Source organism: Paraburkholderia sp. RL17-368-BIF-A, assembly GCF_046054045.1.
Taxonomy (GTDB): Bacteria; Pseudomonadota; Gammaproteobacteria; order Burkholderiales; family Burkholderiaceae; genus Paraburkholderia; species Paraburkholderia graminis.
Genome location: NZ_JARESN010000008.1, coordinates 25,797 through 45,158 on the forward strand (window position 1 = coordinate 25,797; position 19,362 = coordinate 45,158).

The 19,362-nt window shown below is 64.2% G+C and carries 13 protein-coding genes; 7 read left to right on the forward strand and 6 right to left on the reverse strand.

Going from position 1 to position 19,362, the window contains the following annotated elements; translation table 11 throughout:
- Positions 1–81: 81 nt before the first annotated feature.
- Both P0D87_RS15635 and P0D87_RS15640 read right to left on the reverse strand, forming a co-directional pair.
- Positions 82–1,806, reverse strand: a complete 1,725-nt coding sequence (locus P0D87_RS15635; RefSeq protein WP_053857738.1) for a hypothetical protein — start codon at positions 1,804–1,806, stop codon at positions 82–84.
- A 13-nt stretch (positions 1,807–1,819) separates the two neighbouring features.
- Positions 1,820–3,694, reverse strand: a complete 1,875-nt coding sequence (locus P0D87_RS15640; RefSeq protein WP_053857737.1) for a glycosyltransferase family 9 protein — start codon at positions 3,692–3,694, stop codon at positions 1,820–1,822.
- A 294-nt stretch (positions 3,695–3,988) separates the two neighbouring features.
- Between P0D87_RS15640 and P0D87_RS15645 the strand changes: the two genes are divergently transcribed.
- Positions 3,989–4,258, forward strand: coding sequence for a hypothetical protein (locus P0D87_RS15645; RefSeq protein ID WP_006048385.1), 270 nt, complete (start codon positions 3,989–3,991; stop codon positions 4,256–4,258).
- Between the two features lie 105 nt (positions 4,259–4,363).
- On the opposite strand, the gene htpG is transcribed toward P0D87_RS15645, so the two are convergent.
- Entirely contained in the window at positions 4,364–6,268 is a 1,905-nt protein-coding gene (gene htpG, locus P0D87_RS15650) for a molecular chaperone HtpG (RefSeq protein ID WP_053857736.1), read from the reverse strand.
- A 97-nt stretch (positions 6,269–6,365) separates the two neighbouring features.
- On the reverse strand, positions 6,366–7,817 hold the full coding sequence (locus tag P0D87_RS15655; RefSeq protein WP_053857735.1) for an aminotransferase-like domain-containing protein: 1,452 nt from the start codon (positions 7,815–7,817) through the stop codon (positions 6,366–6,368).
- 458 nt (positions 7,818–8,275) lie between these two features.
- Here P0D87_RS15655 and P0D87_RS15660 point away from each other — a divergent pair, with 458 nt between their 5' ends.
- The 6 genes from P0D87_RS15660 to P0D87_RS15685 all read left to right on the forward strand — a co-directional run bounded on the left by P0D87_RS15660 (position 8,276) and on the right by P0D87_RS15685 (position 16,244).
- The gene (locus tag P0D87_RS15660) at positions 8,276–8,974 is read left to right on the forward strand and encodes a VOC family protein (RefSeq protein ID WP_053857734.1); all 699 of its coding nucleotides are present in this window, start codon (positions 8,276–8,278) and stop codon (positions 8,972–8,974) included.
- A 75-nt stretch (positions 8,975–9,049) separates the two neighbouring features.
- A complete protein-coding gene (locus tag P0D87_RS15665) occupies positions 9,050–10,246 on the forward strand; it encodes an aminotransferase-like domain-containing protein (protein WP_053857733.1) in 1,197 nt (398 codons plus the stop codon).
- Between the two features lie 79 nt (positions 10,247–10,325).
- Complete coding sequence (locus P0D87_RS15670) at positions 10,326–10,790, forward strand: RidA family protein (protein ID WP_006048390.1); 465 nt, start codon at positions 10,326–10,328, stop codon at positions 10,788–10,790.
- Positions 10,791–10,979: 189 nt separating this feature from the next.
- Positions 10,980–11,882 carry a PhzF family phenazine biosynthesis protein gene (locus P0D87_RS15675; RefSeq protein WP_053857732.1) on the forward strand — a complete coding sequence of 301 codons (903 nt, stop codon included), beginning with the start codon at positions 10,980–10,982 and terminating at the stop codon, positions 11,880–11,882.
- A 609-nt stretch (positions 11,883–12,491) separates the two neighbouring features.
- Entirely contained in the window at positions 12,492–14,840 is a 2,349-nt protein-coding gene (locus tag P0D87_RS15680) for a bifunctional diguanylate cyclase/phosphodiesterase (RefSeq protein WP_006048392.1), read from the forward strand.
- Positions 14,841–15,035: 195 nt separating this feature from the next.
- The gene (locus tag P0D87_RS15685; protein ID WP_053857731.1) at positions 15,036–16,244 is read left to right on the forward strand and encodes a chromate transporter; all 1,209 of its coding nucleotides are present in this window, start codon (positions 15,036–15,038) and stop codon (positions 16,242–16,244) included.
- Positions 16,245–16,249: 5 nt separating this feature from the next.
- Here the strand turns inward: P0D87_RS15685 and P0D87_RS15690 are convergent, their stop codons facing one another.
- Positions 16,250–16,708, reverse strand: coding sequence for a CopD family protein (locus P0D87_RS15690; RefSeq protein WP_029969999.1), 459 nt, complete (start codon positions 16,706–16,708; stop codon positions 16,250–16,252).
- Positions 16,709–17,027: 319 nt separating this feature from the next.
- Positions 17,028–19,352, reverse strand: a complete 2,325-nt coding sequence (gene parC / locus P0D87_RS15695) for a DNA topoisomerase IV subunit A (RefSeq protein WP_053857730.1) — start codon at positions 19,350–19,352, stop codon at positions 17,028–17,030.
- Positions 19,353–19,362 lie beyond the last annotated feature (10 nt).

Below are 19,362 nucleotides of genomic sequence, written 5' to 3' on the forward strand. Positions count from 1 at the left end.
TCGTTTTCGGCCTGGCCGCCCGAAACCGGGGCATCGCGCCGGGTCGAAAATCTGAAGCCGGATGCGCCCCACGCATCCGGCTCATTCCCCGACATACTCCCGCAGCGCTTGCGCGACATCGGCCAGCACTGCGTCCCACCGGTTCAACTCGCGCTGTCGGAAAAGGCGCATTGACGGATACCACGGACTATCGTCGCGCGCGACCATCCAGCGCCAATCCGTGAATGTGGGCACCAGCACCCAGACCGGCGTGCCGCACGCGCCCGCCAGATGCGCAACCGCCGTGTCCACCGTGATTACAAGATCCAGCGATTGGACGATCGCGAGCGTGTCCGTGAAGCTTTGAATCTCAGGGCCGAACATATGTATCTCTATACCCTCTGGCCCAGCCGCCGGGTCGTGTTGCACGTCGCCCTTCTGTAACGAAAACCAACGCACGCCAGGCTGCTCGAGAAGCGCCCGCCATTGTCGAAGCGGAATCGACCGATAGCGATCGAGCTCGTATCCAGGATTGCCTGCCCACACGATGCCGACGCGCTTTCTCAATGGCCGATGCGCCTGCCCGGTACTTAGCGCCTGCACTCGGTTATGCCAGAACTGCAGCTTCGCGGGCTCCGCTTGCAGATACGCCGTGGCGAGCGGCAACATGCACAGCTCCAGGTCCATACGCGCGGGCATCTGCAGCATGCGGCACCAGTAATCGTATGGGCCAGGCGGCGCAGTGGTCCACGCGGCATGCACGCCGGCCGCGTGGCGCGCTACTTCGCCGAGCGGCTCGTCGACCCAGACGTCCACTTGCGCGCCCCGCCGATGCAGCCAGGCGGCCATGCGCAGAAACTGGATCTGATCGCCCAGTCCCTGTTCGCCGACCAGCAGAAACCGGCAGCCGAGCAATCGCTCGCCTTGCCACTGCGGATAAGCCGGCCGAACCAGGCTGTGGTTTTCGGGCAGTTCGTCATGCCAACGATACTGCTTCCAACCTTGCTCGAAATCGCCCGCGCGAAGCTGTGCCGCGGCGAGGTTGAACTGCATCAGCGCGTTGCCGGGCATCAGGCGCGCGGCCTCCGCGCTATGCATGTGCATCTGCTCGAACTCGCCCAGCATGTTGAGTGCAAACGATGCGTTGTGATGCAACCAGCCGTCGTGCGGATCGACGCCGATGCCCTGCCTCGCGACGCTGAGCGCATCGGCAAAACGCTGCGCGCTGTTCAAAGCGAACGCGAGTTGACGAAGCGCCGCGGAATCGGCAGAACAACGTGCGCGCAGCGCGGGCAATAGCGCGTGGAGTTCCGGATCGCGCTGAGCTTTGGATAATGCCGCGATCAGCGCCGATGCGTCTGCAACGTTCGACGCGTCCAACGCCCATGCACGCAGCCAAAAGTCCGCTGCCTCGGCATGCTGCTCCCGCTGCGTGCAGATTTCCGCGAGTGCGCGAACCGCATGATGCAGCGTCGGCTCGAAACTGAGCGCGCTCAGATAGTGCCGGCGCGCCTCGCCGAGGCGTGCAGAAACCTTCAGGCAATCCGCGAGATTCCGATGCAGACTGGCACTACCGCCGCTCATGCCGAGCGCCCGATAATAGAACGCCTCGGCCGCAATCCGGTCGCCACGCAGCGCCGCAAGCAGCCCGCGGTGCTCCCAGATGTCGGCTCGCTCCGGTGCGGCATTCAATGCGCGATCGAGTTGCTCGCAGGCTAGCTCGAGCGCGCCGTCGCGGAAAGACGCAAGACCGAGTTGATGCAATGCGTCGGCATCGTCTGACAGCTTCTGGCTCGGGGACGAACCCGCTGATGCTGAACTGCTCATGGCTGGCCCGCCGTCAACCGTTCGCAACGGGATGCGCGGCAGTGCCCGGAACGACGTTGCTTGCGTCGTCAGCCATCAGCGCTTGCAGACGCGCCGTCACGCGTTCGACCACCGGCGCCCATTGCCCAGGCTGCGGCTGCCTGAAAAGTTCCAGCGAGTCGTACCAGGCTTGCGTCTCCGCGTTGCCCCACGCCCAATGCGACACGTGATCGAGCATCCCCAACACCGGCCGCCCGAGCGCGCCGCCGAGATGCAGCGGCGCGCTGTCGACTGTGACGAGCGCATCGAGCGCCATAAGGTGAGCTGCGACATCGTCGAAACCCGTCTGATAATCCGCCGTCATATCGAATACGCGATGCCCCTGCGCGGTCATCACAGCGACGTCGGCTGCGCGTCCTGGCGTAAGCGAATAGAACGCGACATCGGCGAGCGACAGCAGCGGCTCGAGCGCAGCGCGCGCAATCGAGCGCTTGTCATCGCGGCGATGCGTCGGGCTGCCCGCCCACACGAGGCCCACATGCAGCCGCGCGTGCGGCGCGTGCGCGCGAAGCCGCTCGCGCCAGAGCGCCGCCTTGCCCGGATCCGCGCGAAGATAGGCATCGCCGCGCACCTGCTCTGGCTGCAAATTCAAAACGAGCGGCAAGCTCATCATCGGCAGGCTGTAATCGGGCGCGCCGAGCGGGCCGTCATCGATCGATACGCAGTCCTCGTAGAAACGACCAAGCAGCGGTTGCAACGATTTGCGCACGCACAGCACGAGCCGCCCGCCCTCCGCGCGCACGCGTGCAGCGAGTTGCGGCACATAGCGGACCATGTGGATGTCATCGCCATTGCCCAGTTCGCTGTGCACCACGAGCGTCTTGCCCGCGAGCGTCTCGCCGCGCCGACGCGGACAGAGGCGCGCCATGACCGAAACGATGTTGTTCGGCTCGCGGTCGTCGCGCGAGAGGCGTGCCTCGAAACGCTTCCAGCCGCTTGTCCAGAAGCCGCGCCGCAGTTCGAGATCGGCGAGATCGACTGCGGGCGTCACCGCGTGGGGGTTCGCCGCGAGGGCTTGATGCAGCATGGCCTCGCTTTCCTCGTAGCGCGCCTGCTCGCACAGATAGAAGCCGATCGCGGCGAGTACGTCTGCGTTACCGGGCGAAGCGGCATTAGCGGCGCGCATGGTCGCCTCGGCGGCCGCCGCGTCGTTGCATTGCCATTGCGCGTGACTGAGCTGCCAGGCCATTTCCGCATCAGCGGGATTGCGCGTCAGCATGTCGCGGGAAAGATGTTCGAGCGCGGCCCAGTCGCGCGCCTCGCGCAACGCCAATGCAAGTTGCAAGGGCAACGCGGGGTCGACAGCGGGGTCGAGCGTATAAGCTCGCGCGAGCGCCACGCGCCGCTCGTCGCGCACACCAGGGCCGCTTAGCGCGCCAAGCGAAATAGCAAGCCACCACGGCCCGTGCGCATCCTCCGGTTCGCGCTGCCGATACGCGCGCAACATGTGCGCCGCCGCGGAATGCGCGCCGCAATCGTTGATGAGCCAGGCGGCCCATTCAAGCGTCGCGGTGGGCGGCTGCGCGGCGACTGCCAGCTCACTGTGATGCCGCGCGACTTCGCCGCGCCCGAGTGCGTCGGCGAACAACGCAACGCGGGCATGGCGCGCGCCGTTCTCGCTCGCTTGTGCTTGCGATGCGCTGTGATACGCCAGCTCGAAATTCCCCGCGCTCGCGTGCAGGTCGGCGTGCAATTGAGGTGTCACGCCCGCGGCGGCCAGCTCGGCGGCACGCGATATGGCGGGCTCGAAACCCTCTTCGCGCAGTATCGACCACAGAAGATGCACGGTCTCCAGACGCGTTGTCACATTGACCATAACGGCCGGGGCGGCCACAGCGGAATCGGACATAAAAATTTACAAGATGCCGCGCTGCGCAGGTGTATGCGCTTGAGTCACAAAACACATTCCACATTCGACGCGCGCGGCCAGGTACACAAAGCGGCCCGAAGAAACCAAGGTGGTTCTTCGAGCCTCCGGTTCGAAGCGCGATTCCCAAGATAATGCCGCGCGCGGCATCTCATAAACCAATCTCAATTTATGGTCGTTGATAAATTTTAGTTAGTTAACCATAATGAATTCCGCCCTGGTCGAAGACGGCCGAGGGGCGTCCAGCAAATCAACAACTAGCAGCAGGGAGGCAGATTGAATACTACAAACGCGAAGGAAACATCTGACCGGATCGCGCATCTTGCGTCGGTCGTATTGCATCGTCCGGGCGCCACGCATATCGAGAAAGAGCTAGCCGGCTCGGCGCTCGCGCAGCACCACACGTCGAAGCAAAGCAGCGCAGCCATTGGCAGCCTCGCGGCAAAAGTGCTCGCCGATCACCACTCGAGTTTCGAGGCTAAGGAATTGGCCGGCAGTGTGCTTGCACAAGTGCGGCATTTACACGCGCTGACACTGGAGCGTTAAAACACGCGCACGAATGAGAAGGCGAAAAAAATGCGCTGCCGAAGCAGCGCATTCGAGTCGCGAGGACATAAAGCGTCTGCGCGACGCTATGCAATCATCGCGCAATCAGGCGGCATTCGCGCGCGCGAGCAACAACGTGTTGGTGCGCTTCACAAAGCTGGCCGGATCTTCGAGCGCGCCGCCTTCGGCGAGCAACGCCTGGTCGAACAGCAGGTGACACCAGTCGTCGAAGTTAGCGCTGTCCGCGTGCAAGCCCTTCACGAGCGCGTGTTCCGGATTCACTTCGAGAATCGGGTGGAACGACGGCGCCTGCTGACCCGCAGCCTTGAGCATGCGCTGCAGGTAGCCGCTCATTTCGCCGTCGTCGGCAACGAGGCACGACGGTGAATCGGTCAGGCGGAACGTGAGGCGCACGTCCTTGGCCTTGTCCTTCAACGCGTCCTTCATCTTCTCGACGAGCGGCTTGAGTTCTTCGCTGACCTTTTCCTGCGCCTGTTTTTCCTCGTCGTTCAGCGCGCCGAGATCGAGGTCGCCGCGCGCCACGCTTTGCAACGGCTTGCCGTCGAATTCGTTCAGGAACGACAGCATCCACTCGTCCACGCGGTCGGTCAGCAGCAGCACTTCCACGCCCTTCTTGCGGAACACTTCGAGGTGCGGGCTGTGCGTCGCGGCCTGCCAGGTGTCCGCAGTCACGTAGTAGATCTTCGACTGCTCGGGCTTCATGCGCGCCACGTAGTCGGCGAGCGACACGGTCTGCTCGGGCGTCTCCGTATGCGTGGAGGCAAAGCGCACGAGCTTGGCAATGCGCTCGCGATTCGCGAAGTCTTCGCCGATGCCTTCCTTCAGCACCTGGCCGAATTCCTTCCAGAAACCGCCGTACTTCTCGCGATCGGCTTCGTTCTCCGAGTTGGCCAACTCTTCGAGCATCGACAGCGCGCGCTTGGTCACGCCCTCGCGGATCGCCTTGACGTCACGGCTTTCCTGCAGAATTTCGCGCGATACGTTCAGCGGCAGATCGCTCGAATCGACCACGCCCTTCACGAAGCGCAGATACGACGGCAGCAGTTGCTCGGCGTCGTCCATGATAAACACGCGCTTCACATACAGCTTGAGGCCGCCGCGATGATCGCGGTTCCACAGGTCGAACGGCGCGTGCGTCGGCACGTACAGCAATTGCGTGTACTCGCTGCGGCCTTCGACGCGGTTGTGCGTCCACGTCAGCGGGTCCTGATGATCGTGCGACAGATGCTGATAGAACTGCTTGTACTGCTCGTCCGTGATGTCGTTCTTCGCGCGAGTCCACAGCGCGCTTGCCTGATTGACGGTCTCGTCTTCGTCCTTCGTGACCATCGCGCTCTTTTCGGCGTCCCACTCTTCCTTCTTCATCAGAATGGGCAGCGCGACGTGATCCGAATAGCGCTGAATGATCGACTTCAGCCGATGCGACGACAGCAGCTCATCCTCTTCCGCACGCAGATGCAGCGTGATGGTCGTGCCGCGCGCGGCGCGCTCGATCTGCTCGACGGCGAAGTCGCCCTCGCCCGCGCTTTCCCAGCGCACGCCTTCCGACGCCGGCAAGCCGGCGCGGCGCGTCTCGACGGTGATCTTGTCGGCAACGATAAAGCCCGAATAAAAGCCCACGCCGAACTGGCCGATCAGCGCCGCGTCTTTCTGCTGGTCGCCCGACAGCTTGCCGAAGAATTCCTTGGTGCCCGAGCGCGCGATCGTGCCGAGATTCGCGATCGCCTCGTCGCGGCTCATGCCGATGCCGTTGTCGTCGATCGTGATGGTGCGCGCCTCTTTGTCGTACGACACGCGAATGCGCAGATTCGGATCGCTCTCGTACAACCCGCTGTTTTCAATGGCTTCGAAGCGCAGCTTGTCGGCCGCGTCGGACGCATTGGAAATCAGCTCGCGCAAAAAGATTTCCTTGTTGCTGTACAGCGAATGGATCATCAGGTGCAGAAGCTGTTTCACTTCCGCCTGAAAGCTCATGGTTTCTTGTGCCATGGTCGGACTTCCTCTCTGTTGCGAATCGGGTTTTTGCCAATCGGTTCTTGCGAATGCCGCCGGATTGTCCGCCTAAATAAGGACAATCCGCGCGGTTTCAAGAGGCGCGGCGCGCAACGCCGTCGAGATAGCGGCACAAAAATGTCGCCAGTTCGGGATCGCCGCAATTGGCAATGTTGAAGCGCATCCACGTCGTTGGCGATTGTTGCGGCGAAAAAAGGCTGCCGGGCGTGAGCAGAAAGCCGGCTTCGTGGCCGGCCGCGGCGAGTCCGTCGGCGTCGACTCCGGTGTCGGCCCACACGAACATGCCCGCCGTCGGCGTCAAAAAGAGCTTGAGGCCCGTCTTTTCCAGCATCCGCGCGGATTTTTCGCGCACGCCGTCAAGCCGCGCCCGCAGCCGCTCGACATGGCGCCGGTAGTGTCCTTCGGTCAGAATCTTGTACAGCACGCGCTCGTTCAACTCGGGACTCGTCATGCCGACCAGCATCTTCTGGTCGCTGACGGCCTTGGCCACCTCGGGCGCGCACGCGATAAAGCCGACGCGCAAATTCGGCGCGAGCGTCTTCGAAAAACTGCCCAGGTAGATCACGCGCTTTAGCTGATCGAGGCTCGCGAGCCGCGTGCCCGCATAGCCCGGCGGGCATAGATCGCCGTAAATATCGTCTTCGACGACGATGAAATCGTAAGCCTCCGCCAGTCGCAAAATGCGAAACGCCTGCGCGGCCGTCAGCGACGTGCCAGTCGGATTCTGCAGCACGGAGTTGATCACCAGCATCTTGGGCCGCCACGTTTGCACGAGCGATTCGAGCGCGTCGAGATCGGGGCCGTCCGGCGTGTACGGCATGCCGACGAGCCGCGCGCCCTGCGACGCAAAGCGCCCGAACATCTGGAACCACGCCGGATCGCCGACGATCACCGCGTCGCCCGCCTTCACATAAATGCGCGAAATGAGGTCGATTGCCTGCGTGACGCCGGACACCATCACGATCTGATCGGGCGACGCGCCGATCTCCAGTTCCTCGAGACGCGTCTGCAATTGCTGACGCAGCGGCAGAAAACCGAGCGGCGTGCCGATGCCGAGCATCTGCGCGCCGCTTTGCCGGCCGAGCGTGCGCAGCGCGTTGGTGATCAGCTCGCCGTCGAGCCAGCGCGCCGGCAGATAGCCGAGCCCCGGACTGCGCTCCGGGCGCGCGCCGGTGTGCAGCATGTTGCGCAGCAGCCAGACGACGTCGATGGTGGCCGGCGCGCTCGCGTGCGCGGCCGGGCGAATGTCCGCGACCGCCGTGCCCGCCAATCGCTCGCGCACGAAGAAACCCGAGCCGCGCCGCGACTCCAGGTAACCCTGCGCGACGAGCCGCTCATACGCCTCGACCACGGTGAAGCGCGACACGCCTTTGTCGAGCGCCAGCTTGCGGATCGACGGCATGCGCATGCCGGGACGGAACACGCGCTCCTCGATGCGGCGGCGCGCCCACTGCACGAGCTGCTCGACAAGCGTCAGCGACGCCGTGTCGTGCGGGGCGGGAATCTGCGTAAGCGGGACGGACATGACGGGCTCCAACTGTACCGAACGGTATCGAATCGATTGTACCGTTACTGTGCAGGTCGTCGCCGGTACATTTGAGACAGAAGGCGGTCGGGCTGGCGGTAAGCGGCTGGCGGGCGGTGCGTGAGGCTGGGTGGCGATCAGCATACCGAAAGCGCCTGGCGGACCGTGCATCAGGTCGGCGATCCGCTCACCGGAACGTCATGGGCGCGAGTCAGCAACCAGCAGACAGTGCCGACGAGCGCGCAAGCAAACAACCGAGCCTGCACGCACCTCAAACCACCAAAGCCAGCGCGAAATTCACCCGCGCAACCCACGCAGCCCGCCCATCGCCCAATCCGCCGATGCGCCGCGCCCGCGAACGGTTATGCTTACGACCCCGGCGCCCGCGCAACCGGCACGCCGCAACCGGCACGCGGCGCAGGCCAGACCTACCGTAGAAACCCGTTTCCCGATCCGCAATGACCGCACATCCGCTACGTCTCGATCATCTCGTCGTTTCCGCCCGCACGCTCGACGAAGGCGTGCAGTACGTCGCCGACATCCTCGGGGTCGAACCGGCCGGCGGCGGCGCGCATCCGTTAATGCGCACGCACAACCGGCTGCTGAACCTGTGGGGCGGCGCGTACCTGGAAGTGATCGCCGCCGACCCGCATGCCGACGTCGCCCGCGAAGCCACGGAAACCGCCGCGCCCCGCCCGCGCCTCTTCGCGCTCGACGACCCCGCGACCCACGCTCGCCTGGAAAACGGCCCGTATCTGTCGCATTGGGTGGCCCGCGTCGACCGGCCGAAGCATCTGCCGACGTGGCAGGCGCAATATCCGCAGCGCATTCCGCCGATCGTGCCGCTCACGCGCGGCGACTTCGCGTGGGGCCTGTCGGTGCCGGAAGACGGCGCTTTCCCCGCCTGGCAAGGCGCCGGCGACGGCGTGCTGCCGTCGCTGATCCAGTGGGACACGGCGCAGCATCCGTCGACGGTATTGCCCGAGACCGGCATCGCGCTCAAAGCGCTCAAAGGCGTGCATCCGCAAGCCGATACGGTGGCGGCGCAATTGCAGTGGCTGGGCGCCGCGCATCTGATCGACGTGCAGGCCACCGACGGCCCCGCCGCGCTCGTCGCCGAATTCGAAACACCGAGCGGTCTACGGACCCTTAAATAAGCAGCGCGCGCGGGTCGCCGACTCGCGCGATAATCGAAGTTTTGACCGGTTCCAGAGACACCAGCAGAGGAGACCATGGACCAAAGCGACCTGAAAGCCCCCACGTGGCAATTGTCCGAACGCGCACGCAAGCTCACGAGCTCGGCGATCCGCGAGATTCTGAAGGTCACGGAACGGCCTGAAGTCATTTCGTTCGCGGGCGGCCTGCCCTCGCCGGCCACGTTCCCGGCTGAACGCATGCGCGAAGCGTCCGACCGCATTCTGCGCGACGCGCCCGCCGCGGCGCTCCAGTACAGCGCGACCGAAGGGTACGCGCCGCTGCGCGAATGGGTCGCGGCGCGCTATTCGGTGAACGGCGCACAGATCCGCGCCAGTCAGGTGCTGATCACGACCGGCTCGCAACAGGCGCTCGATCTGCTCGGCAAGGTGCTCGTGTGTCCGGAAAGCCCCGTGCTGGTCGAAACGCCTACGTATCTCGGCGCGCTGCAATCGTTCTCGATGTACGAGCCGCGCTACGTCCAGGTGCCGACCGACGAACACGGGCTGATCCCCGAAGCACTTACGCCGAAGCTCACCGCCGGCGCGCGCTTGTTGTACGCACAACCGAATTTTCAGAATCCGACGGGCCGCCGCCTGCCGGTCGAGCGCCGCCGCGCGCTCGCCGCGTTCGCGAAAACCGCGCCGTTCCCGGTGATCGAAGACGACCCCTACGGCGCGCTCGATTACGCGGGCGAACCGCTGCCGACCATGCTGTCGATGGCGCCCGATCACATCGTCCACCTCGGTTCGTTCTCGAAGGTGCTGGCGCCGGGTCTGCGGGTCGGCTACATCATCGCGCCCGAAGAGCTGATCTTCAAACTCGTGCAGGCGAAACAGGCCACCGATCTGCATACGCCGAGCTTCACGCAGCGCATCGTCCATGAAGTGATCAAGGACGGCTTTCTGGACACGCACGTGCCGACCATTCGCGAGCTGTATCGCGACCAGTGTGCGGCCATGCTGAACTCGCTCGAACGCTATATGCCCGAAGGCGTGACGTGGAATCGGCCGGAAGGCGGCATGTTCGTGTGGGTGAATCTGCCCGCGCAGATCGACAGCATGAAGCTGCTCGCGGAAGCCGTCGCGCAGAATGTCGCGTTCGTGCCGGGCGGTCCGTTCTTCGCGAACGAGGCGCAGCACAACACGCTGCGTCTGTCGTTCGTCACGGTGCCGCCGGCAAAGATCGACGAAGGCGTGGCGCGTCTCGCGGCGCTGATCCGCGCGAAGCTGTAAAGGCAAGCGGGCCATCGCCCGCTTTTGCGTTTTCGCCCGCTTCCGCTTCTTCCGTTTTTCACTACCGACCGAGGACAACATGGCTCAAACGAATGTGTACGACAAGCTCAAGGAACTGGGCATCGAACTGCCCAACGCCGGCGCGCCGGCCGCCGCTTATGTGATGAGCGCGCAAAGCGGCAATACGGTGTACCTGTCCGGCCACATCGCGAAGAAAGACGGCAAGGTGTGGGCGGGCAAGCTCGGCGCCGACATCGGCACTGAAGAAGGCAAAGTGGCCGCGCGCTCGATCGCCATCGACCTGCTTGCGACCCTGCACGCGCACGTGGGCGACCTGAACCGCGTCAAGCGCATCGTCAAGCTGATGAGTCTCGTCAACTCCACGCTCGACTTCACCGAGCAGCATCTGGTCACGAACGGCGCATCCGAACTGATCGCCGACGTGTTCGGCGAGCGCGGCAAGCATGCGCGCTCGGCGTTCGGCGTCGCGCAGATTCCGCTCGGCGCATGCGTCGAGATCGAGATGATCGCGGAAGTCGAGTAACGCGGCGTCGCATAAGTTCACGCAGCGTTACGAGCGCGAGGCGCGGTTCGGCCGGGCGCTCCACGGAACGCGTCGCGAGGTGCCAGGCACCCGCGGCGCGTTTTGCATTTGTGGCGAGGTGGATCGTTCCGGCGGCAGCAGATAGAATCCGCGAACCATACCAACCGCAGGATCGACGGACCACGCCCGATGCCCGCCAACACAGTTCGTTTCAAGCAGGTCGACGTATTCACGTCAGTGCCGTTCAAAGGCAATCCGCTCGCCGTCGTATTCGACGCCGACGCGCTCAGCGCCGCTCAGATGCAGGCGATCGCGCACTGGACCAATCTGTCCGAAACAACTTTCCTGTCGACGCCGACTGACCCGGCCGCCGACTATCGCGTGCGCATCTTCACGACGCACGGCGAATTGCCCTTTGCCGGTCATCCGACGCTCGGCACCGCGCACGCGCTGCTCGAAAGCGGCTATCAGCCGAAGCAGCCAGGCAAGCTCATCCAGCAATGCGGCGTTGGGCTCGTCGAGTTGCAATCCGACAGCGAAGGTCCGGGCGAGGCGCACGGCGCGTGGGCGTTCGCCGCGCCGCCCGCGCGCGTCGTGCCGTTGCCCGAACAGCAGTACGCCGCGCTTTCCGCGGCGATGCGCAGCAACGCGATTGATTTCAGCGCCGCGCCGTCTGCCGTCGATAACGGCGCGCCGTGGCTCATCGTGCGAATGAATTCGGCGCGCGATTGTCTGGCGCTCGAGCCCGACGCGGCCGCGCTCGCGCACACCGTCCGCGCGGTCGGCGCACACGGCGTCGCTGCGTACGGTCCGCACGATGCCGGTGGCCCCGCCACCTTCGAAGTGCGTTGCCTGATGGTGGGCGGCGCATTCGGCGTCGGCGAAGACCCTGTTACCGGCAGTGCCAATGCGGCGCTCGCGGGTCTGTTGAGCGCGCAGAATTTGCGGCCGGGCGCGAGTTATACCGCGCGCCAGGGCACCGCGCTCGCACGCGCCGGCCAGGTGTTCGTGCGCTACGACGACGCAAACGGCAAGACGTGGATCGGCGGATCGTCGGTGACGGTCGTCGACGGCACGTTCCGTATGCCGTGAGCGGCCCGTCGTTTGCTGGCTTCCCGCGAGCCCTGCTAAAGCAACGGCGATGCCGCTGCAAGTCGATGACGATAAGCCGTACGCGACTCACCTCTTTTAGCCACGCTTAAGCACGTTTAGCCACAAAAAGCCGTTTGCCGCGCTCGCGCGATGCGGCACGGATAACCAAACCGCCCAAAAGATCACGCAGGTACAAGCCGCCATGCCGGAGCGCCGAATCCCGATGGATCATCCGAATACAACGACCGCCAGCATCCGATCCCGCCCGTGCCCGGATTCGCGGGCCGCCCGGGCATGGAGCGGATTCGAAAGCGAACCTGAAAGCGAACCTAAAAGCAAACCGATAAGCGAAGCGCAAAACAGCCCGCAAAATAGCCCTTATACGGCCGCGGACCGCGCCCGCGTATACCCGATGCCGGGACCCTTCCTTAATCCAGTGGCATTAAGTAATATCGAAACGTACCCGGCCCGGTGCAGACGATCAGGCGCGAAACCACGCCGTTTCTTCTTGCGCAGCAGTTCCGGCAACTCCATGCAGCCACCCATGAAAACAGCGCAGTCCACGCTCGCGCGTTCGCAACCGGCCGGCAGCTGGGCACGGGCCGCCTGATGAGCAAACCCCGCTTCTCCGATCAGCGCGAAGCCCGAAGCCGCCGCGATCCCGCTGTATCGCGCCGTCGCGCGCTGCTCGCCATTCCCGCGCTCGGCGTGCTCGTCTTGATCCTGCTGTGGACTGTGATCTTCGCGCGTCTTTCGGTCGAAAAAGAAGCCACCAATCGCGAAGCGATGGCGTCTGCCGCAATTCTCTCAGCGGCGCTCGAACAGCATACGATCAAGGCGATTCACCAGGTCGATCAGATCACGCGCTTCGTCAAATACGAGTTCGAGAAAACGCCGGGGCGTTTCGACCTTGCCAGCACGGTGGAAAAAGGCGTCGTGCAAAGCGAGACGCTCGTGCAGGTGTCGTTGATCGACGAGCACGGCCAACTCATCGCCAACACCGCCGAACTCAATCCCAAGCGTATCGATCTGTCGGATCGCGAGCACTTCAAGGTTCACGAGCACGAAAACGACGACCAGTTGTATATCAGCAAGCCCGTGCTCGGCCGCGTATCCGGCCACTGGACTTTGCAGATGACGCGGCGTCTGAATCATCCGGACGGCTCGTTCGCGGGCGTCGTGGTCGTGTCGGAAGACCCGAGCTATTTCACGAGCGACTTCTACAACAACGCGGCAATCGGCCGTGAAGGCGTGATCGCGGTGATCTCCGACAACGGCACCGTGCTCGCGCGGCGCACCGGCAGCGTCGTGAACGCGAGCGGCACGTTTTCGGCAAGCGGCTCGTATCCGACTTCGGAACACGTGTCGGGCACCTACGTCGATTCGCTCGACAACGTCACGCGCATCGTGTCGTACCGGCATATCGACGGCTATCCCCTCGGCGTGCTCGTGGGCCTCTCGCAAGCCGAGGAATTCGCCGATTACAACCACACGCGCAACGTCTATCTGCTGATGGCGGGTTTCATCTCGCTCGCCATGCTGAGCTTCTTCGCGGTCGCAACCGGTCTGATCGGCAAACTGCTCGGCCGCGAGCGCGAGATGACGCATCTGGTCGAATACGACCTGCTGACCGGCCTGCGCAATCGCTATTCGACCTTGCGCACGCTACGGCAAGAAGTGGCGCAGCCGCACAACCTCGGCCACCTCGCGATTCTCTTTATCGACCTCGATAACTTCAAGACGGTCAACGACACGCTCGGCCACAACGCCGGCGACATCGTGCTGCAAATGACGGCCTCGCGTCTCGCCACGGCGGTCGCGGACGGCGGCACGTTGAGCCGCATCGGCGGCGACGAGTTCGTGGTCGTGATCAAGGGCGAGGACGTGGAAAAGCGCGCGGTGGCGCTTGCCGAAGCGGCCGCCGAGGCGTTCGCCAAACCGTTCGAAGTGCGCGGCAGTTCCTTCGTGCTGCATGCGAGCATCGGCATCGCGCTTTATTCGGTGGCCAACGAAAGCGAGATCGATCTGCTGAAAAAAGCCGACCTCGCGATGTACAGCGCGAAAGACGCGGGCAAGAACTGCTACCAGTTCTATTCGCCGCAACTGTCGCATCGCGCGGACCATCTGATGAAGTGGGAGCAGCAGTTGCGCGTGGCGCTCGCCGAAGGGCAACTCTTTCTCGCCTATCAGCCGAAGATCGATCTGACGCGCCGCTGCATCACCGGCTTCGAGGCGCTGGTGCGCTGGAATCATCCGCAGCACGGTCTGATTCCGGCCAACGAGTTCATTCCCGTCGCGGAGTCCACGGGACTGATCGTGCCGATCGGCGACTTCGTGATCGAGACCGCGTGCCGGCAACTCGCGGTCTGGCAGCAGCAAGGCTACGACACGCTGTCGCTCGCGGTGAACATTTCGGCGGTGCAGTTCTGGCGCGGCGATCTGTACGAGACGATCTCGCACGCCATCGAGGAAAGCGGCATTTCCGCGCGCCGTCTGGAACTCGAAATCACCGAGACGGCGATGATGGAGTATCCCGAACTGGTCTCCGAAAAAATCTTTGCGCTCAAGCGTCTCGGCGTGCGCATTGCACTCGATGACTTCGGCACCGGCTATTCGTCGCTCTCGTATCTGAACCGTTTTTCGGTGGACACGCTGAAGGTGGACCGCTCGTTCGTCCAGGCTATTCCGGGCGACCGCAGCGTCTGCGTGATGGTCACCGCAATCGTCAATCTGGCGCGCTCGCTCGGGCTCACGGTGGTGGTCGAAGGAACGGAAACCGAAGAGCAGATTGCGTGGCTCGCCGCGCTCGGCCATATCGAAGCACAAGGTTTTCTGTTTTCGCGCCCCGTTCCCGTCGACGCGATTCCCGCGCTGCTCGAACGTTTCGGCGTGTGCGGCATGGCCGGCCGGCGCCCGGTTCAGGAAGCAAACAGCACGAGCACCAGCACGAACGGTTAGACAGGGTGCTGAAGGCGCGCGCCGAGGGCTTCATCTAACGCTGCGGCTTTGCAAGCCCATCCATACCGCGGCCGCGCAAAACCGGCTACATTCTCGCTGTATTGCGTTCTCGCGCGATGCCGTCGGACCGGCCGGCCGCGCGCAACATCAAAGGATCACAGGACGGGCGCCCGCCTCGCGGACGCCCGTGGCGCCATGCACACGATAACAAGCCACGAAGCTGCAAGACGAGGGGAGCGGGAACCGCTATGGACGCTGTTCAAGGTCGTGCTCGGCCTGTCGGCGTTGTCATGGGGCGGCCTCGCGCTAATGGCGCAGCTCGAGAATCACTACGTCGAGCGCGAGGCCCGGCTCTCGCGCGTCGCGTTCTCCGATCTGATCGCGCTTGCGTGGATGGTGCCGGGGCCCGTGGGCTGCAACGTCGCCGTGCAGCTCGGACACGCGCTGCGCGGACGCGCCGGCGCATGGGTCGCGGGCATCGCGAGCGTGCTGCCCTTCTTCATGCTGATGACGCTGTTCGCGATCTTTTACCGCACGCCGCTCGTGCGCACCTTCGCGTCGCAGACCTTGCTGAATCACTTTAGCGTGGTGCTCGCCACGCTGATCGGCATCACCTGGTACAAGCAGACGCGCGCGCTCGTGCGCGGCAAACTCGAATGGACGGCGGCGGTGGTCGGCTGCTTCGCGCTTTTCTATGCACACAGCCCGGCGGCTTATGTGCTGATGCTGAGCGCGGCCTTCGGCGCCGGCTGGGTCGTAAGCCCCGTGCGCAGCACGCGCTTTGTCGTGTCGTTCTCGCGAGGCGACTGGCAGATACTCGCCATGCTGTGCGTATTCGTGCTGCTTTTCGCGCTGCCGCTGCCGCATCGCTACGATCTCGCGCTGCTATGGCCGCGGCTCGCCGGCGCCGGCATGACGCTCTTCGGCGGCGGCTTTTCCGCCTTGCCGGTGCTCAAGACGCTGTTCGTCACGCCGACCATCGGCGTCTCCGACAACGACTTCACGCTGGCTTTTTCGTTGTCGCCGATCTCGCCCGGACCGCTGCTGAACGTGGTGCCGTTCTTCGGCTATCTCGTCGACGGCTGGGCGGGCGCGCTGCTCGCCACGCTCGCGCTGTTCGTGCCGTCGGGATGCCTCGTCGTGCTGGCGCAGCGGCATCTGCATCAGTTGAAAATGAATCCGCGATTCGAGCATGGCATGCGGATTCTGCGCGCCGTCACCACGGCGTTCCTCGCGGTGGCCGTGCTGCGTATCGCCGGACATGTGCCGCTGCAACCGGTCTATCTGCTGACCGCCGTGTTCTCGGCGATGTGCTTCGCGAAGCTCAAGCTGCCCGTGTATGCGGTGTACGGCACCGTGGCGATTGCGTGCGGGCTGTGGCTTGCGTATGGCGCGTGGGCTTAGCGCGATCAGAATCCGCGTGACAGCACCGCGAAGCCGACCGTCACGACACCGAGCACGATGTTGATCAGCACGAGACGCCGGATCGTGCCGACCGCCTGCGCGCCGTCAGGCCACTTCTGCGCCTGCACTGCGCGGCGAATGCGCGGAAATACGGCGAACCGGATATGCCCGAAGATCAGCATCATGACGATGCCGAGGCCGGCCATTGCATGCAACGGCCAGGTGGCGTGACCGCCGCCGAATTGCATCAGCAGGAAACCGCCCGTCAGCAGAATGACGAGCACCGAAGCCGCCACCCAATTGAAGAAGCGGCCAAACACCGATTCCCACAACGGCAAGCGCAATTGCGGCGAGAGATCGGCTATGGCGGGGCGCAAGCAGAAGTGCGCGAAGATCATCCCGCCCACCCACACCGCGACTGCGAGCAGATGTAGAAAGAGCGCGAGTTCGATAGCCTTGTTCATGTTGTATTCCTCTCCGACGACGCCACACCGCTTATGCCGAATGATATGAGCAGCGGCTATTGAGCGCGTTCGACCGCACGCCCTGCGTGCAGTTCCAAAACGCCCGTGGCTTGCGTCGTTTTTCTTGTTGTTATTGCAGCGCGGCTGATGTCTCGACGAAGTACCGCGACCTGCTACTTCGCTGGTACTTCGACTCGATACCGCGACGCCGCCCCCGAATTTGCCGCGCGCTGTACTGCAATGCGCTGTACTGCAATGACTTGCACGGCCAGCGCCTCGCATGCTAGCAGACGCCGGCCGCTTTCAACATGAATCTTCGTCAGGCAACCGGCACCGGACGCATGCCTTCGAGCTTGAGCTTGCTCTCGGGCGCGCGGCCCTTGCGTGCCCGCTTGCCGACATGCGCGGCGAGCGCGGCGCCGCTCAGCTTTTCTTCGTCCAGACGACCGCCGCGGCGCGCGCCGATCAGCATCACGCCGGCCGCGTTGATGGCGAGCGCCTGCACCAGCGTTTCCTTGTCGTCGAGCGCCATTAGCGTGACGCCGCGGCCGCCGCCCGACAGCGTCTTCATTTCGTCGATGCCGAACACCAGCAGGCGACCCGCCGATGACAGACATGCAACCTGCGTCGCGTCCGGCAGCATCGGCATGGGCGCGAGCGGCGCGGCGCCTGCGTCGATCGTCATGAACGACTTGCCCGCCTTCACGCGGCTCACCATGTCGCCGACCTTCGCGATGAAGCCGAAGCCGTTGCTCGACGCGAGCAGCAACGCCTGATCCGCCGACGCCGCGTAGTAGTGCATCAGATGGCTGCCCGACTCCATTTCGATCAGCGACGTGACCGGCACGCCGTCGCCGCGGCCGCCCGGCAACGACGCCACCGCGACCGAATAGACGCGCCCGTTGCTGCCCCACGCGATGAGCGTGTCCGGCGTGCGGCACTGGAACGCCGCGTAGAGACTGTCGCCGGCCTTGAACGTGAAGCCCGCGGTGTCGAGCCCGTGCCCCTTCAGCGCGCGCACCCAGCCCTTTTGCGAGACCACGACCGTGACCGGTTCGTCGACCACGCGGGCTTCGTACGTCGCGCGCTTTTCCTGCTGGATCAGCGTGCGGCGCTCGTCGCCGTATTGCTTCGCGTCGGCTTCGATTTCCTTGATGAGCAGACGCTTCATCGCCGATTCGCTGCCGAGCAGTTCTTCGAGCTTCGCCTTCTCGTCGCGCAGTTCCGCGAGTTCCTTCTCGATCTTGATCTTCTCGAGCCGCGCCAACTGACGCAGCCGGATTTCGAGGATGTCTTCGGCCTGCCGGTCGGACAAGCCAAAGGCGGCCATCAACGCGACCTTCGGTTCGTCGGACTCTCGAATGATGCGGATCACTTCGTCGATATTCAGGAAGACGATCATCCGGCCTTCGAGGATGTGAATCCGGTCGTCCACCTTCGTCAAACGATGACGCGTGCGGCGCGTGACCGTCGCGAAACGGAACGCGATCCACTCGTGCAGGATTTCGCTCAAGCCCTTCTGACGCGGCCGGCCGTCGCCGCCCACCATCACCATATTCAGCGACGCGTTCGACTCGAGACTCGTATGCGCGAGCAGCGTGTTGACGAACTCCGTCTGATCGATGCGGCTCGACTTCGGCTCGAATACGAGGCGCACGGGCGCGTCCTTGCCCGACTCGTCGCGCACGGCGTCGAGCAGGCCGAGCATGGTCTGCTTGCCCTGCAACTGTTCGGGCGTGAGCGCTTTCTTGCCGAGCTTGATCTTCGGATTGGTCTGCTCCTCGATTTCCTCGAGCACCTTCTGCGCGGCCGTGTTCGGCGGCAATTCGGTGATGACCAGTTGCCACTGGCCGCGCGCGAGGTCCTCGATCTTCCAGCGGGCGCGCACCTTCAGACTGCCGCGGCCGGTTTCATAGGCCGCCGAGATTTCCGCTTCGCTCGAAATGATCTGGCCGCCGCCTGGGAAGTCCGGCCCCGGCACATGCTCCATCAACTCCGCGTGCGTGATCTTCGGATTGCGGATCATCGCGACCGTGGCAGCCGCGACTTCGCGCAGATTGTGCGACGGAATTTCAGTCGCGAGACCGACCGCGATGCCCGACGCGCCGTTCAGCAAAACGAACGGCAGACGCGCGGGCAAGAGCCGCGGCTCGTCGAACTCGCCGTCGTAGTTCTTCATGAAGTCGACGGTGCCCTGGTCGATTTCGGCGAGCAGCAGCTTCGCGATCGGCGTCAGGCGCGCTTCGGTGTACCGCATCGCCGCCGCGCCGTCGCCGTCGCGAGAGCCGAAGTTGCCCTGGCCGTCGATCAGCGGATAGCGCATCGAAAAATCCTGCGCGAGACGCACGAGCGCGTCGTACGCCGACTGGTCGCCGTGCGGGTGATACTTACCGAGCACGTCGCCGACCACGCGCGCCGACTTCACCGGCTTGGCGTTGTCGGACAGACCCATGTCGTTCATCGCGAACAGGATGCGGCGTTGCACCGGCTTCTGGCCGTCGCAGACATCCGGCAGCGCGCGGCCCTTGACCACGCTCACCGCATAGTCGAGATACGCGCGCTCCGCGTAGTTGCCGAGCGTCAGGAAGTCGCCTTCGGGCGGTGGCGGCTCGGTGAAAAGGTCGAGAGTGTTATCGTCGTCCATCTAGAATCCG

What these genes read in the sequence shown, in the direction of transcription:
- P0D87_RS15640 (WP_053857737.1), bottom strand. Translation starts at nt 3,694, where the DNA reads ATGTCCGATTCCGCTGTGGCCGCCCCGGCCGTTATGGTCAATGTGACA.
- P0D87_RS15670 (WP_006048390.1), top strand. Translation starts at nt 10,326, where the DNA reads ATGGCTCAAACGAATGTGTACGACAAGCTCAAGGAACTGGGCATCGAA.
- P0D87_RS15685 (WP_053857731.1), top strand. Translation starts at nt 15,036, where the DNA reads ATGCACACGATAACAAGCCACGAAGCTGCAAGACGAGGGGAGCGGGAA.
- parC (WP_053857730.1), bottom strand. Translation starts at nt 19,352, where the DNA reads ATGGACGACGATAACACTCTCGACCTTTTCACCGAGCCGCCACCGCCC.
- P0D87_RS15680 (WP_006048392.1), top strand. Translation starts at nt 12,492, where the DNA reads ATGAGCAAACCCCGCTTCTCCGATCAGCGCGAAGCCCGAAGCCGCCGC.
- P0D87_RS15635 (WP_053857738.1), bottom strand. Translation starts at nt 1,806, where the DNA reads ATGAGCAGTTCAGCATCAGCGGGTTCGTCCCCGAGCCAGAAGCTGTCA.
- P0D87_RS15690 (WP_029969999.1), bottom strand. Translation starts at nt 16,708, where the DNA reads ATGAACAAGGCTATCGAACTCGCGCTCTTTCTACATCTGCTCGCAGTC.
- P0D87_RS15660 (WP_053857734.1), top strand. Translation starts at nt 8,276, where the DNA reads ATGACCGCACATCCGCTACGTCTCGATCATCTCGTCGTTTCCGCCCGC.
- P0D87_RS15655 (WP_053857735.1), bottom strand. Translation starts at nt 7,817, where the DNA reads ATGTCCGTCCCGCTTACGCAGATTCCCGCCCCGCACGACACGGCGTCG.
- P0D87_RS15665 (WP_053857733.1), top strand. Translation starts at nt 9,050, where the DNA reads ATGGACCAAAGCGACCTGAAAGCCCCCACGTGGCAATTGTCCGAACGC.
- htpG (WP_053857736.1), bottom strand. Translation starts at nt 6,268, where the DNA reads ATGGCACAAGAAACCATGAGCTTTCAGGCGGAAGTGAAACAGCTTCTG.
- P0D87_RS15675 (WP_053857732.1), top strand. Translation starts at nt 10,980, where the DNA reads ATGCCCGCCAACACAGTTCGTTTCAAGCAGGTCGACGTATTCACGTCA.